The following is a 13,311-nucleotide window of genomic DNA, read 5'->3' on the forward strand; positions in this document are numbered from 1 at the left end:
CTTACCGAACGCACGGTCGTTCACTCAGTGGGTGAGAGGCCCGCTGTCAGTGGGAGGTGCGATGCTCGGACGGTCGGTGCTTGTGCCCGGTCATGACCGCGTGTTGATCAGTCGTTGATCGGACGTCCATCCGCGGCGGCCAGTATCACCGGCATGTCGATTAACACCACTACCGCAACCACTGACACCGCTTGGTACGAGCTCGCCCTGTGCGCCCAGACGGGTCCCGGCTTCTTCTTCCCGGAGCCCGGTTCCTCGCTCCGCGACGCGAAGCGGCTGTGCGGCGCGTGCGAGGGGCGGGCTGCGTGCCTGGAGTACGCCCTGTCCAATGACGAGCGTTTCGGAGTCTGGGGCGGCCTCTCGGAGTCCGAGCGCCTCGCCCTGCGTCGCCGCTGATCAGGTACGCGTCGCTTTCCCGCTGCCCCGAACCAACCCCACCCGCCGCGCAAGCTCGAACCCCTCGCCACCGCACTCCTCCCGGCGCGGCGTGTGGGGTACGACGCGCACGGGGTAGTGCCCGCCGACGGGCGATACGACCCCGCCGAAGCGGGGGTCACCTGCGAACCAGATCCGGTCCGGGTGGTTGTCTTCCAGCGTCGCGAGCGGTACGGGCAGGGGGATGATCCGGAACATGGCCGTGATGTTCTCCGCGAACGGGATGGCAACGGTCGCGGGACTTCCGGGCGGCCTGCGCTGGTGCCGACATGGCAACTCGCGCCACGGGTATGCCTGGAGCACTGCAGCGACACGGCGCCGCCGGAAGTAGGCGATGACCACCCAGGGAAACAGGGGCGCCGCCAGCATGGTCATCAGCGCGAAGGCCAACCCTGCGTGCGGAACGAGGCCGATGCAGGTCAGGGCAGTCGCCGGCGGGCCGCCGAGGCTCAGCACCCATCCGAGGCGCCGGAGGGTCAACCGCTTGTAGCCGACCACTGTCGGCGGGTGGTCCCAGGCAGCCTTGGTGAGCGTGACGCTCATCGGAGTACCTCCAGGATGCGTGAGGTCCCGGCGGCCGTCGGCACACTCGGGTCGGGGTCGGTGAACTGGAGGGTGTGAGCCACCGCTTCGAGGATGTCCGTGTAGGCGCCGGCGTGTTGGCTGGAGGCGCTGGTCAGATCGAGGACCAACAAGTGAAGCGCATCCGGATGGACGGTCGTGATCCTGGCCTGAAACAGGTGATGCTCGATTTCGGGCACGGAAATGGTCCCGGCAACCAGACAGCATGGAAGAGTCGAAGGCAGGTCGATGAACCTGCGTACGGCGCTGGTCCACAGGGATGAGCGGGCGATGGCGAGAGCCGTACGCGCCACGGCGAGCCGGGGGTTGGGTTGCTCGACCCGCCGGATCGTCAGGGAGAACAGCGAGGTGGAGACTCCGACCGGCTCCTCGGGATGGAAGCCGAGTGCGGTGTGCACGACATCGTGCCCCTTGAGATCCTCGAGGCCGTCCATGAGCTGGGACAGGTCCCGTTGGGCAGCGGTGCTTCCCAGGGCTTCCGCGAACGCTTCCAGGGACGACGCGTCGCCAGGGCCGATGTCATGGAAGCCCGGAGGCAGGCGGAACCAGACCGGCGGGATGTTGCCGTCCTGTGTCATGGCCTCATCGCCGACCACACGTGGCCCGATTTCCTGATGGCCGAAGGAGTGTCGTCGAGGACCCCTCGGGTGCCGTCCAACGCCGTCGAGCCGTGTTCGACCGCTTCGCTGTCGGAGCCGTAGTCCATGCCGGCAGTCAGCGCACCCGTACCTGCCACCGCCACCCCCACCCGGTCTCTGGCTTCTTGAGTCGATGACCGCATGGCCCATCCGGTGAGGGGGCTGTCCAGCTGCCGCAGTTCGTCGGAGGTGGACCATGCTGTCTGCCTGAACGCGGTTGCACCAGGTGCCAGCCCGACCACGGCGCTGCTCTCGGGGGCCGCGGCCATCGCCGCCCGGGCAGCTGCCGTGCCCGCCTTGGCGCCGGAGGCGACCGCTGCAACACCCGGTACCGCGCCGACAGCATCACCGAGCAGTGTCACGCTGCTCTTCCAGAAGTCCGCGTCGAACTGGCCCTTCGTGAAGCCGTCGGTCAGCGACTTGCGGAATTTCGGGTCCGAGGAGTGCATGGCCAGGGCTGCCAGCGAAAGGCCGCTCCCAACGAGCATGATCGCGAGCCCTGCCGGCGGGCAGGCGAGTGCCACCAAGGCGCCTACGAATCCGAGCATCGCCGACGCGTTCGACATCGCGTCCGCCGGGTCATCGACGATCTTGTTCCAGATGGAGGCCAGCAGGCCCGGTTCCTTCGGGGCCAGGCGGTCCGTCGCCGCGTTCAGGGTCTGCGCCACCCGGCGGGCCGCCTCTCCGTGCTCGGCGGCGAGTTCGCGGGCCAGGCGGCGGGCATCCGCCAGGGCCTCGTCGGTCTTCGCCGCCGCGGCCTGGGTCTCGTACCGGGTGGCCAGTGCGCGGTGGGAGACCAGGGTGTCGTGCCACCCCGTGAGCCGGCGGGCCGCCTCCGCGAGGGAGGTGTGGGCCGAGCCCAGGTAGCGGGGGAGGTCCTTCGAGAGTGAGGCCCGGAAGGCGGTGGCGGCCTCGCCCTGCCACGCCGCGCTGTGGGAGACCAGATCCTTCACCACCCGGGAGGCTTCCCCGAGGGAGGTGGCCGAGGCGCTGAGTTTCTTGGCCAGGGCCAGTACCGCGGCGGGATTCCCGGGGGCCGGGTCGAAGCCCAGCGCCGCGTGCTCAGCCATGCGCGGCCGCCGCCCTGAGGAAGGCCGCGCGGATGGCCTGGTCCAGCTCCGCGTACTCCGCGGCGCTGCGGTCCACGCCCTCCCGTACGGCCTTGACGCGTTTGGTCAGCTCCCGGGTGCCGTGGGCCCACCGGTCCTGGAAGCCGTCACATGCCGAGTCGAGGTCCGCCGTGCCCAGCTGGTCGGGCCGTACGTGGTCCAGCGCGCGGCGGGCGTCCCGCAGGGAGGCCAGCGAGGAGTCCAGGACGCGCGTCAGACGGGTCAGCTGGTCGATGTCCACCTGGAGCGAGGTCATGACGCGAAACCCTGGCAGAGCGCGGCTCTGCCAGGGCAATCGGCGTCACTCGCCCGAGCGAGCGGAAATCGGTCAGCCCTTGCGGGCGGCGAGGCGCGCGGCGCGGGCGGCGAGCTTCTCGTCGAACTTGCGGGCTTCGGAGTCCAGGCCGTTCATGAACAGCCCGAGCTCCTCCTGGGCCTTCTGGCCCTCGGGGCCGAGGCCGTCGATGTCCATGATCTTCAGGAAGCGGATCACCGGGCTCAGCACGTCGTCGTGGTGGATCCGCAGGTTGTAGACCCCGCCGATCGCCATCTGCGCGGCCATCCGCTCGAAGCCGGGCATGCCGTGTCCGGGCATCCGGAAGTTGACGACGACGTCCCGCACGGCCTGCATGGTGAGGTCCGGGGCGAGCTCGAAGGCCGCGCCCAGCAGGTTGCGGTAGAAGACCATGTGCAGGTTCTCGTCCTGCGCGATGCGGGCCAGCATCCGGTCGCAGACCGGGTCACCGGACTGGTGGCCGGTGTTGCGGTGTGAGATGCGGGTCGCGAGCTCCTGGAAGGCCACGTACGCCACCGAGTGCAGCATGGAGTGGCGGTTGTCGGATTCGAAGCCCTCCGACATGTGCTGCATGCGGAACGCTTCCAGCTTGTCCGGGTCCACGGCGCGCGAGGCCAGCAGGTAGTCGCGCATCACGATGCCGTGGCGACCCTCCTCGGCGGTCCAGCGGTGCACCCAGGTGCCCCAGGCGCCGTTGCGGCCGAAGAGCGAGGCGATCTCGTGGTGGTAGCTGGGGAGGTTGTCCTCGGTCAGCAGGTTCACGACCAGCGCGATCTTGCCGATGTCGGTGACCTTGGACTGCTGCGGGTCCCAGGCCTCGCCGTCCTCGAAGAAACCGGGGAAGTTCCGGCCTTCGCTCCACGGGACGTACTCGTGGGGCATCCAGTCCTTGGTGACCTTCAGATGGCGGTTGAGTTCCTTCTCGACCACCTCTTCCAGCGCGAACAGCAGCTTGGCGTCCGTCCACGCCTCCGAGCTGCCGAGGTGGGGAGAGGTGATCGTCACGGGTACTCCTGGGTGCAAAGCGAATTACCTACGGTTCCGTAGCCTACGGAGTCGTAGGTTAAGCGTGACATCAAGGTCAGCCAAGCCCCGGGCAGGTGTATGTCTGGTTACATCCAGTTATCTACGCAGTTTATGGCGGCTCTGAGGGGCGGATGAAGGGGCAAAATCACGCCGTCAGGTGGTTCGAAACTTTTACTTTTGACGGCCTGAACGGGTTCCGCTTCGCCGCCGCCCGTGGCGTGCGGGTGTCCGCGGGCGGCGGTGAAGCGGCGGCGGCGAAGCGGCTGAGCGGCGGCGGGCGAGCCGTCTCGCTCACTCGTGCCAGAGGGTCTCCCGGACCGCCTCGGCCGACGTCGCCCGGAGCTCCCCGTCCAGCAGGAGCCAGCGCGTGATGCCGATCGACTCCAGGAACGGCACGTCGTGGCTCGCCACCACTAGCGCGCCCTCGTACGACTCCAGCGCCTCGGTCAGCTGCCGCACGCTCGACAGGTCGAGGTTGTTCGTCGGCTCGTCCAGCATGAGCAGCTGCGGAGCGGGCTCCGCCAGCAGCAGGGCCGCCAGCGCCGCCCGGAAGCGTTCGCCGCCCGACAGGGTGCCGGCCGGGCGGTCCGCCCGGCCGCCGCGGAAGAGGAAGTGCGCGAGCCGGGCCCGGATCAGGTTGTTCGTGGCCTGCGGGGCGAACCGCGCCACGTTCTCCACGACCGAACGGCTCTCGTCCAGCACGTCGAGGCGCTGCGGCAGGAACCGCGTGGCCACATGTGTCTCCGTCGCTCCGGACACCGGCGCGAGCTGCCCCGCGATCGTGCGCAGCAGCGTGGTCTTGCCCGACCCGTTGCGGCCCACCAGGGCGATCCGCTCCGGACCCCGCAGTTCCCACTCGCCCGGCACACGGGCCCCGTGGGCCAGGTGCAGATCGCTCAGGGTCAGCACGCGCCGCCCCGGCGGGACCTGGGTGGCGGGCAGCTGGATCCGGATCTCGTCGTCGTCGCGCACCGCCTCCACGGCCTGGTCCAGGCGTTCCTTCGCCTGTGCCAGCTTCTCCGTGTGCATGATCCGGTGCTTGCCCGCCGACTCCTGGGCCGCGCGCTTGCGCGCGCCCATCACGATCTTCGGCTCGCGCTTGTTCTCGTACATCTTCTGTCCGTACCGCTTGCGCCGCGCCAACTTGACCTGCGCGTCGGACAGTTCCCGCTTCTGCCGCTGTACGTCGGCCTCCGCGACCCGGACCATCCGCTCGGCCGACTCCTGCTCGGCCGCGAGCATCTCCTCGTAGTCCGTGAAGTTCCCTCCGTACCAGCGGACTTCGCCGTCGCGCAGATCGGCGATCTGATCGACCCGCTCCAGGAGCTCCCGGTCGTGGCTGACCAGGAGCATCACCCCGGACCAGGACTCGACCGCCGCGTACAGGCGGCCCCGGGCCCGCAGGTCCAGGTTGTTGGTGGGCTCGTCCAGCAGCAGGACGTCGGGGCGCGCGAGCAGCAGGGCTGCCAGCCGCAGCAGTACGGACTCACCGCCCGAGAGTTCGCCGACGGTGCGGTCCAGGCCGATCCGGGCGAGTCCGAGCTGGTCGAGCGTGGCCAGGGCCCGCTCCTCCACGTCCCAGTCGTCGCCGACGGCGGTGAAGTTCGCCTCGGTGGCCTCGCCCGCCTCGATGGCGTGGAGGGCGGCGCGGGTGGTGTGGATGCCGAGCGCCTCGTCCACGCGCAGCGCGGTGTCGAGGGTGACGTTCTGCGGGAGGTAGCCGACCGAGCCGGCGACGGAGGACTGGCCCTCGGTCGGGATCAGTTCGCCGGCGATCAGCTTCAGCAGGGTGGACTTCCCGCAGCCGTTGAGCCCGATCAGGCCGGTTCGGCCGGGGCCGACGGCGAGTTGGAACCCGTCGAAGACGGGCGTGCCGTCGGGCCAGTCGAAGGACAGCGCGGAGCAGGTGATGAAAGCAGGGGCGTTACTCATGGAGGCCTCCAGGTTGCGTGAGTGGTGAGTGCAACGCGGGGAGACAGCCGACGGCTCAGCCGTAGGGGGCGGTGGTCGGTGTCTCGAACCTCAGACGAGCAATGTCCTGCTCCGTTTCGACGGGGATGGGCCGTCTTCGAAGCTACGGACGGCCGCAGCCGCCCGCAAATCAATTAACTCAGCAGGTGTCGCGCATCAACTGGGCCAGGCTGTGGTCCATGTCGAGGTAGAGGTGTTCGAGGCCGGGCGGCACCACGGCCGCGGCCCGTTCCAGGAACCGGTGCAGCTCGGCCGTCAGCATCAGCACGATGGCGACGCCCTCCGTCGCGTGGAACTCGATGGTGGTCCGGTCGACGTCGTACGGGCGCACGCGTACGTCGCCACAGCCCGACGGGCGGTCGAGCCCGGACTCCAGCAGCTCGCGCGAGAAGGTCCACGAGACCTCGACACCCTCCAGCGTGGCCGGAGCGGGGAAGGCCATGCGCACGGCGAACGGATCCGCACGGTCGTAGCAGAGGGTGACGGGCACGGTCTCGACCTTCGGCGCGGTAGCGACCAGGCGGGCCTGTGCGGCCTGCTCGATGACAGTGATCAAGGCTCACTCCCTTGCGGCGGATCTGCTGCCGGACAGTGGGGTGGGGCCCGGCAACCCGATAGACGCCGGAATCGGCAAATCCGTGCATGGGCCGTTGCGTGAGCTGTGTCACCGATTGGCTTGAACCACGCTGTGTGATCGCACAGAGTGACCGGGTGGAGGGATGTGCCGGAAGGCGGCCCGCGCGCCGCCGGGGGCCGGGGCGCCTCGGAGAAGGGCTGATTACCGATCACTCCACAGGCCCAATGAGCCGCATCCGGCGCATCAGAGCCGCGGCGACCGGCCCGGTGCAGAGGGTGTCGACGCAGACGGCGGCCGCGGTGACCCCGGCCGCGAGCGCGAGGGCGCCCGCCGGTGTACGCGGCCTCGCGCCCGGCGCCTGGCTGACCGGCTGGGGCCCGGACCCGAACGCCTTCGGCGCCGCCACGCGGCGCGCGAGGAGCACCTGGCGGGCCGGATCGCCCTCGGCCACCGCGCCGACCTGACGGTCCTCGCCGACGACCCGCTCACCGTGCGGGCCACCGAACTGCCAGACCTGCCCGTGCTGCTCACCGTCCTCGACGGAGGGGTGACGCACCGCCACGCGAGCCTGCGACCGGGTGCCCCCGCGAACGGGGGCGGGGGCCGGAAGGCGCTCTGGACGGCGATTGCGGGGTGCGTTAGCTTCCGGCGCCATGAGACTCCTGGAACTCGGAATCGGCATGTGCGCGGCAGCCCTGGTCGTGGGGGTGCTGGCCGCCCCCGCCCAGGCCGCCCCCGCCCAGGCCGCCCCCGACCGGGCCGATGCGGATCCGGCCCCGCTGGCGCGGGACTTACGGGGCGCCGGCTGGGCGCTGAAGGACACCGGGAAGGACGTGCGCTTCCGCGGGCTCGCGGCGGTCAACCGGTCCACGGCCTGGGTGGCCGGCTCCAAGGGGACGGTCCTGCGCACGGTGGACGGCGGCCGCAGCTGGCGTGACGTTTCGCCGCCCGGCGCGGTCGCGGAGGGTCTGGAGTTCCGTGACATCGAGGCCTTCGACGCGCGGCGCGCGGTGGCCCTGTCCATCGGCGAGGGCGAAGCCTCCCGGGTGCTGCGCACCGAGGACGGCGGAGCCACTTGGACCGAGACCTTCCGCAACCCCGACCCGCGCGCCTTCTACGACTGCCTCACCTTCTTCGACGCGCGGCACGGCCTGGCGATGAGCGATCCGGTGGACGGGAAGTTCCGCATCCTGGCCACGGACGACGGCGGGCGGAACTGGCGGGTGCTGCCGAACGCGGGCATGCCCGAGGCGCTGCCCGGCGAGGCGGGCTTCGCCGCGAGCGGCCAGTGCCTGGTCAGCTCCGGCCCGCGCGACGTCTGGCTGGCCACCGGCGGCGGGGCGCAGGCGCGGATCCTGCACTCCGCGGACCGCGGCCTGACCTGGCAGGTCGCCGAGTCCACCGTGCCGGCAGGCGATCCGGCCCGCGGGGTCTTCGCCCTCGCCTTCCGGGACCGTACGAGGGGACTCGCGGTCGGCGGTGACTACCGCACGGGGCAGGCCTCCCCGCAGGCCGCGGCCGTCTCCGCCGACGGGGGCCGCACCTGGCGCCGGGCCGCGACGCCGCCGCCGGCCTACCGCTCGGGCGCGGCCTGGTTCCCGTACGGCGCGGGGACGGCCCTCGCGGTGGGACCCACGGGCACGGACGTGACCACGGACGGGGGCCGCAGCTGGCGGTCGCTGGAGGCGGGCTCGTTCGACACCGTCGACTGCGCGGCGGATGCGGGCTGCTGGGCCGCGGGGGAGAAGGGGCGGGTGGCGCGGCTGGAACGGCGCCGCTGATCAGTCGACGGGAGCGGGCGGAGCCGGCGGCTTCGGGGTGGTGAAGAGGTCCATGTGCGGGTAGCGTCCGGCGGCGAAGCCCGCGGCCCGGTAGACGGGTTCGCCGTCGGGGCTGGCGTGCAGCTGGACGTAGTGGATGCCGATGCCGTCGAGCCGGGCGACGAGCGCGTCGACGATCCTGCGGCCGTGGCCCCGCCCGCGGGCGGGGGCGTCGGTGACGATCCCGTCGAGGTAGCCGCGCCGGCCGTCGGTCCACCGAGGACCGGGCAGGTGGTGGGTGACCCAGGCCATGCCGGTGGCGAGGAGTGGTTCGCCGGGCGCTCCGCCGACGACCAGGCAGTGCACGTCGGGGCGTTCGCCGACGCGTTCGAGGAACCAGGTGCGGGCGACCTGCCGCCAGGCGGCGTCGGCCGGCCCGGGGTCGACCCCGAGGGAGTCGAGGGCGACGGCACGCAGGCGTATGAGCTCGGGGACATCGGCGGCTTCGGCCGGGCGGGGCAGCATGGACACTCCGGCGGGGAGGGGCGGACGGTGGGACGACGCGGCGCGGTCGCTACACCACCGGGTTCTCCCGCACCGTCGCCAGGTCGGCCGAGGTCTTGGTGGCGATGAACTCGGTGACGGTGTAGGCGCAGACGCCCGCCACCGAGAAGGGGTCCTCGGCCGCGATCCTCTCGATCTCGGCCCGGGACACCCCGCCGGCCAGGATCACGCCCCCGTCGCGCGGCACCTTGCGGCCCGAGGCGAGGAAGACGCCGGCGGCGTAGTAGCCGTCCAGCCACGCGATGTGAGCGTCCATCTGCTCTTCGACGGCTTCCACGGGGGCGGTGTAGGTGAGCTCCATGACGAACATGATCGCCAGGCTACTCTCGCTCCATCATGACGAGTGTGAAGACCCCCGCCGACGAGGCCGAGGCCCGGGCGATACAGGACGAACTACGCCATCAGGTCGTGCTCACGGAGCCCGGTCCGCCACCCGGCCAAGGCCTCGTCACGGGCGTGGACGTCGCCTACGACGATGCGCGCGACCTGGTCGCCGCCGCGGCCGTGGTGCTCGACGCCGCCACCCTGGAGGTCGTGGAGGAGGCCACCGCCGTCGGGCACGTCAGCTTCCCCTACGTGCCCGGACTGCTGGCCTTCCGCGAGCTGCCGACCGTACTGGCCGCCCTCGACTCCCTGAAGTCCGCGCCCGGGCTCGTCGTCTGCGACGGCTACGGCCTCGCCCACCCGCGCGGCTTCGGTCTCGCCTGCCACCTCGGTGTGGTCACCGGGCTCCCGGCGATCGGCGTCGCGAAGAACCCGTTCACCTTCACCCACGAGGAACCGGGCGCGCGACGTGGCGACGCCGCCGCCCTGCTCGCGGCCGACGGGGCCGAGGTCGGGCGGGCGCTGCGCACGCAGGACGGGATCAAGCCGGTGTACGTCTCCGTCGGGCACCGGGTCTCGCTGGACAACGCCTGCGCCCACGCCCTTGCCCTGAGCCCGCGATTCCGGATCCCCGAGACCACCCGGCACGCCGATTCACTGTGCCGGAGGGCGCTGCGGGAGGCCTCCTGACGGGGCCCGCGTCCCCTCGTCGCCCCTGCCGGGCCCTGGGCCGGCGGCCGTCAGCGGGCGTCGGCCACCCGGAAGGTGATTCCGGCCTTCTGGAGGCGGGCGGTGAGGGCGTCGCCCATCGCCACGGCCGTCGTCAGCTGGCCGGAGACCTCCGGCAGGGCGTCGTGGGCCAGGCAGAGCGCCGACTCGGCCAGCATCTTCGCCGTCTCGCCGTAGCCCGGGTCCCCGCCCGACACCTCGGTGAACACGCGCCGGCCGCCGCCCTCGCCCACGAACCGCGCCGTGAACCAGCTGCGCGCGCGGCGTTCCGCGTCCGGCCCCTGGCCCGGCTCCCAGCGGTCCATCAGCCATTTCCTGGCCGGCGGCAGCTGGGCCAGGGCCACCGCCGCGCCCAGCGCCGCCGTACCGCCCACCGCGACGGGCAGGTGCTTGACGGAGGCGTAGTGGCGGTACCGGAAGTCCGGGCCGTACCGCTCCAGCGCGGCCGCAGACCGGGCCACGATCCTCGGGTCCAGCGTGGGCAGCGGCATGGCCCAGGCGCCGGTCTCCCGGCTGAAGCGCGGCGCCCCGACCGGCCCGCGGGCCCGCCGGCCCAGCAGGCGGGGTTCGTGCAGCCGGCGGGCGCGCGCCGCGGCCAGGGTCTGCGGGCCGCGGCTCAGCGCGGTCAGCGCGGAGGCCAGGGTGCCGCCGGAGAAGAGGGCGTTGGACCGGATGAACCCGTCGACCGTCAGCGGAACCCCTTGCGGCAGCTGCCGGACCGTGAAGTACGCCCCGAGGTCGGCCGGGATCGAGTCGAAGCCGCAGGCGTGCACGATGCGCGCCCCGGTCTCGCGGGCCCGCGCGTCGTGCTCGACGTACATGCGGTCCACGAACTCCGGCTCGCCGGTGAGGTCCACGTAGTCGGTGCCCGCCTCCGCGCAGGCGGCCACGAGCTCGGCGCCGTACCAGACGTACGGGCCCACCGTCGTGGCCAGCACCCGGGTGGACGCGGCCAGCTCGCGCACGGCCGCCGGGTCCTGGGCGTCGGCCCGCAGCAGCGGCAGCCCCGCGCAGGCCGGATCGATCGAGGCCAGCCGTTCGCGCAGCCGCTCCAGCTTCGCCGTGTCCCGGCCCGCGAGGGCCCAGCGGCAGCCGGCTGGCGCGTGCGCGGCCAGGTACTCGGCGGTGAGCGCGCCCACGAATCCGGTGGCGCCGAAGAGTACGACGTCGTAGGCGCGTTCCGGCCGGTCGTGCGGGACAGTTGCGTTCATGAGCGCTCCTCCCAGGGGGGTTCCGGTGGCCGAGGCTAGCGTGATCCTCGACCGTCGGTCCGACCGGGACCGGGTGCGGTGGGCCGGGATACGGGAACAGCGCCCCGGGACCGGCCCGAAGGCCGGTCCCGGGGCGCTGCCGGGATCACCTGCGCCCCCGCTCGCGGGCGGGGGCGCGAGCGGGTACTAGCCCTTCTGGTACAGGCCGAAGAGGTCGACGACGAGGTCGATGTCGTCCCAGCTGCGGTTCCAGAAGTCGATGATGCCGTGGTTGCCGGTGCTCGCCTGGACCAGGTTCGGGACGGTGTCGCCCTTCGTCCAGTTCAGGTTGGACGAGTTCGGCGGGGTCGGCCAGAACTCCGTCTCGTTGATGTAGTCGTCCATCGAGTTCGGGTCCGGGGTGACCGTGAGGTACCCGTTGCCCTGCGTGTTGGTGACCGTGGAGTTCAGCACGAAGCCCGTGATGCTGGGGTCGTCGTCGGAGATCGGCAGGTAGATGTAGCTGTCGCCCCACAGTGCCCCGTAGACCGGGCTCTGGGGGTCACGGGTGTCGAAGACGCGCTCCGGAACCAGCGGCAGGAAGGAGCTCTCGCTGTCCTTGCTGTAGTAGCCGACGACGTCCACCACGACATCGGCGGCGGACCAGGCGCCGTTGAACACACTGATCCTGCCGTCGGCGGAGACGGGCACGATCACCGAGTTGGCGATCGTCTGGCCGGCGTTGAAGTTCAGGTTGGACGTGGTCGGGACCGCGCCGCCGCTCGGGTACACGGTCAGGTGACCGGCGCTCTGCGGGTTGGTGACCGTCACGTTCAGCGCCACGGCGCTGATGCCCTGGGGCACGCCGCGCAGGCCGCTGATCTGCGTGCCGAAGGTCGACTGCCCGCCCAGCTTGCGCTTGGCGGTGCCGAGGCCCTCACGGGTGTCGACGAAGCGGGTCGGGTCGACGGGGGTGTAGCCGCTGGAGGCGGACCGGCTGAAGTAGCCGGTGACGTCGGCGATCAGGTCGACCGACTGCTGGCCTCGGTTGGACAGCTCCACGTAACCGCTCTTGCCGACCGGCACGATGACCAGGTTCGGGACCGTCTGACCGGCCTTGTGGTTGACGTTGGAGGTGTCGGGCCGGGTGGTGCCCTCGGGGAAGGCCGTGATGAAACCGTTGTCGGTGGTGTTGGTGACGGTGACGTTGAGGGCCACCGCGGTGACCCCGACGGGGATCTTGCCGTTGCCGCCGACCTTCACACGGGTGGACTTGCCCGGGCCGACCTTGCCCTGCGTCACGCCGGTCCCGAATCGGGTGTCCAGCAGACGGGTCGGGGTGTACGGGGTGAAGTCGGAGCCGGGCGTGACGGCCTGGAGGACGTTGACGGCCGTGACGCCGTTCGCGGCGTCCTTCACGGTGACCGTGACGGTGTAGGCGCCGACCTCGGCGTAGGTGTGCCCGTTCGTGAGCACCTGGGAGCCGTACGCGTTGACCACGTCGGTCTTCTGGTCGCCCCAGTCGATGGTGACCTCGAGCGGGGTGCTGACGCTCGTGAGGGTGGACTTCACCTCGATGCCGTGCGCGGACGTGCCGTAGCCGCTCAGCCCGACCGAGAGGTTCGGGTTGTCGGCGGCGGACTGCACCGCCGGGGCGTCGGCCGTGCCCGTCTTGGCGGACGGCAGCGCCTTGCGGACCGTACGCTCGGCGGGGCTGGTGAAGGTGTGGCCCTTGGCCTGGGAAACCGCGGCCTTGCCGAGGTCCAGGTCGGGAGTGGACGCGCCGCGGGCGTCCGGCTTGGCCGGATCGGCCTGCGCCACGCCCGGGATGAGGCCAACGCCTGCCGCGATGGCGGCGACGGAAACTACGAGACGGCGGTTACGCACCGGCCCCCCATTTTTCTGGTTGAACGCTTGATCAGGTTCGAAAGCCTGTTCAGAGTACAGAGCTGGGCCGCCGCTGATCAGGGGGGTGGTCAATGGTCTCGGTCCGGTATCGGTGGGCCGAACGAGCCAAGGTCCGGCGATCCGCGGGGAGCGCCGCCCGGGGGCTTGTGTTCGGTGGAGCGCGTTCCTAGCATCACTGGTGTTACATCAGTTGTGTCACATAG

Annotated in this window: 15 protein-coding genes; 3 read left to right on the plus strand and 12 right to left on the minus strand. The window is 71.4% G+C overall.

Going from position 1 to position 13,311, the window contains the following annotated elements; genetic code table 11:
* The first annotated feature begins 153 nt into the window (after positions 1-153).
* Positions 154-396 carry a WhiB family transcriptional regulator gene (locus IE257_RS13295; protein WP_189968078.1) on the plus strand — a complete coding sequence of 81 codons (243 nt, stop codon included), beginning with the start codon at positions 154-156 and terminating at the stop codon, positions 394-396.
* Here the strand turns inward: IE257_RS13295 and IE257_RS13300 are convergent, their stop codons facing one another.
* The 8 genes from IE257_RS13300 to IE257_RS39390 all read right to left on the minus strand — a co-directional run bounded on the left by IE257_RS13300 (position 397) and on the right by IE257_RS39390 (position 7,189).
* Entirely contained in the window at positions 397-978 is a 582-nt protein-coding gene (locus tag IE257_RS13300; protein ID WP_189968080.1) for a hypothetical protein, read from the minus strand.
* Positions 975-1,613, minus strand: coding sequence for a hypothetical protein (locus IE257_RS13305; protein ID WP_189968082.1), 639 nt, complete (start codon positions 1,611-1,613; stop codon positions 975-977). Before IE257_RS13305 ends, IE257_RS13300 begins: the two co-directional genes overlap by 4 nt.
* Positions 1,592-2,725 carry a PgaA family protein gene (locus tag IE257_RS13310; RefSeq protein WP_189968084.1) on the minus strand — a complete coding sequence of 378 codons (1,134 nt, stop codon included), beginning with the start codon at positions 2,723-2,725 and terminating at the stop codon, positions 1,592-1,594. Before IE257_RS13310 ends, IE257_RS13305 begins: the two co-directional genes overlap by 22 nt.
* Positions 2,718-3,020 carry a DUF6317 family protein gene (locus IE257_RS13315; RefSeq protein ID WP_189968085.1) on the minus strand — a complete coding sequence of 101 codons (303 nt, stop codon included), beginning with the start codon at positions 3,018-3,020 and terminating at the stop codon, positions 2,718-2,720. The genes IE257_RS13310 and IE257_RS13315 overlap by 8 nt, the downstream gene beginning before the upstream one ends.
* Before the next feature lie 72 nt (positions 3,021-3,092).
* Entirely contained in the window at positions 3,093-4,064 is a 972-nt protein-coding gene (locus IE257_RS13320) for an acyl-ACP desaturase (RefSeq protein WP_030728836.1), read from the minus strand.
* 312 nt (positions 4,065-4,376) lie between these two features.
* Positions 4,377-6,017: an ABC-F family ATP-binding cassette domain-containing protein gene (locus IE257_RS13325; RefSeq protein ID WP_189968087.1), complete on the minus strand. Its 1,641-nt coding sequence runs from the start codon at positions 6,015-6,017 to the stop codon at positions 4,377-4,379.
* A 178-nt stretch (positions 6,018-6,195) separates the two neighbouring features.
* Positions 6,196-6,612 carry a spore wall synthesis regulator SsgD gene (gene ssgD, locus IE257_RS13330; protein ID WP_189968089.1) on the minus strand — a complete coding sequence of 139 codons (417 nt, stop codon included), beginning with the start codon at positions 6,610-6,612 and terminating at the stop codon, positions 6,196-6,198.
* A 229-nt stretch (positions 6,613-6,841) separates the two neighbouring features.
* Positions 6,842-7,189 (minus strand): hypothetical protein, encoded by a 348-nt coding sequence (locus IE257_RS39390; RefSeq protein ID WP_189968370.1) that lies wholly within the window; start codon positions 7,187-7,189, stop codon positions 6,842-6,844.
* Between the two features lie 97 nt (positions 7,190-7,286).
* Here IE257_RS39390 and IE257_RS13340 point away from each other — a divergent pair, with 97 nt between their 5' ends.
* On the plus strand, positions 7,287-8,414 hold the full coding sequence (locus IE257_RS13340; protein ID WP_189968091.1) for a WD40/YVTN/BNR-like repeat-containing protein: 1,128 nt from the start codon (positions 7,287-7,289) through the stop codon (positions 8,412-8,414).
* Here IE257_RS13340 and IE257_RS13345 read toward each other — a convergent pair whose 3' ends face one another.
* Positions 8,415-8,918, minus strand: a complete 504-nt coding sequence (locus IE257_RS13345; RefSeq protein ID WP_189968093.1) for a GNAT family N-acetyltransferase — start codon at positions 8,916-8,918, stop codon at positions 8,415-8,417.
* Between the two features lie 49 nt (positions 8,919-8,967).
* Positions 8,968-9,267, minus strand: coding sequence for a YciI family protein (locus IE257_RS13350; protein WP_189968095.1), 300 nt, complete (start codon positions 9,265-9,267; stop codon positions 8,968-8,970).
* 26 nt (positions 9,268-9,293) lie between these two features.
* On the opposite strand from IE257_RS13350, the gene IE257_RS13355 reads away from it, so the two are divergent.
* Positions 9,294-9,971 carry an endonuclease V gene (locus tag IE257_RS13355; protein ID WP_189968097.1) on the plus strand — a complete coding sequence of 226 codons (678 nt, stop codon included), beginning with the start codon at positions 9,294-9,296 and terminating at the stop codon, positions 9,969-9,971.
* A 50-nt stretch (positions 9,972-10,021) separates the two neighbouring features.
* Here the strand turns inward: IE257_RS13355 and IE257_RS13360 are convergent, their stop codons facing one another.
* The gene (locus IE257_RS13360) at positions 10,022-11,221 is read right to left on the minus strand and encodes a saccharopine dehydrogenase family protein (RefSeq protein ID WP_189968099.1); all 1,200 of its coding nucleotides are present in this window, start codon (positions 11,219-11,221) and stop codon (positions 10,022-10,024) included.
* A 186-nt stretch (positions 11,222-11,407) separates the two neighbouring features.
* Positions 11,408-13,021: a hypothetical protein gene (locus IE257_RS13365; RefSeq protein WP_189968101.1), complete on the minus strand. Its 1,614-nt coding sequence runs from the start codon at positions 13,019-13,021 to the stop codon at positions 11,408-11,410.
* Positions 13,022-13,311 lie beyond the last annotated feature (290 nt).

It is taken from the genome of Streptomyces avidinii, from assembly GCF_014650695.1.
GTDB classification, from domain to species: Bacteria; Actinomycetota; Actinomycetes; order Streptomycetales; family Streptomycetaceae; genus Streptomyces; species Streptomyces avidinii.

Excerpts from the sequence above, each read along its gene's own strand:
- IE257_RS13310 (WP_189968084.1), bottom strand. The coding sequence starts at position 2,725 with ATGGCTGAGCACGCGGCGCTGGGCTTCGACCCGGCCCCCGGGAATCCC.
- IE257_RS13350 (WP_189968095.1), bottom strand. The coding sequence starts at position 9,267 with ATGTTCGTCATGGAGCTCACCTACACCGCCCCCGTGGAAGCCGTCGAA.
- IE257_RS13340 (WP_189968091.1), top strand. The coding sequence starts at position 7,287 with ATGAGACTCCTGGAACTCGGAATCGGCATGTGCGCGGCAGCCCTGGTC.
- IE257_RS13325 (WP_189968087.1), bottom strand. The coding sequence starts at position 6,017 with ATGAGTAACGCCCCTGCTTTCATCACCTGCTCCGCGCTGTCCTTCGAC.
- IE257_RS13360 (WP_189968099.1), bottom strand. The coding sequence starts at position 11,221 with ATGAACGCAACTGTCCCGCACGACCGGCCGGAACGCGCCTACGACGTC.
- IE257_RS13355 (WP_189968097.1), top strand. The coding sequence starts at position 9,294 with ATGACGAGTGTGAAGACCCCCGCCGACGAGGCCGAGGCCCGGGCGATA.
- IE257_RS13315 (WP_189968085.1), bottom strand. The coding sequence starts at position 3,020 with ATGACCTCGCTCCAGGTGGACATCGACCAGCTGACCCGTCTGACGCGC.
- IE257_RS13345 (WP_189968093.1), bottom strand. The coding sequence starts at position 8,918 with ATGCTGCCCCGCCCGGCCGAAGCCGCCGATGTCCCCGAGCTCATACGC.
- IE257_RS13300 (WP_189968080.1), bottom strand. The coding sequence starts at position 978 with ATGAGCGTCACGCTCACCAAGGCTGCCTGGGACCACCCGCCGACAGTG.
- IE257_RS13295 (WP_189968078.1), top strand. The coding sequence starts at position 154 with ATGTCGATTAACACCACTACCGCAACCACTGACACCGCTTGGTACGAG.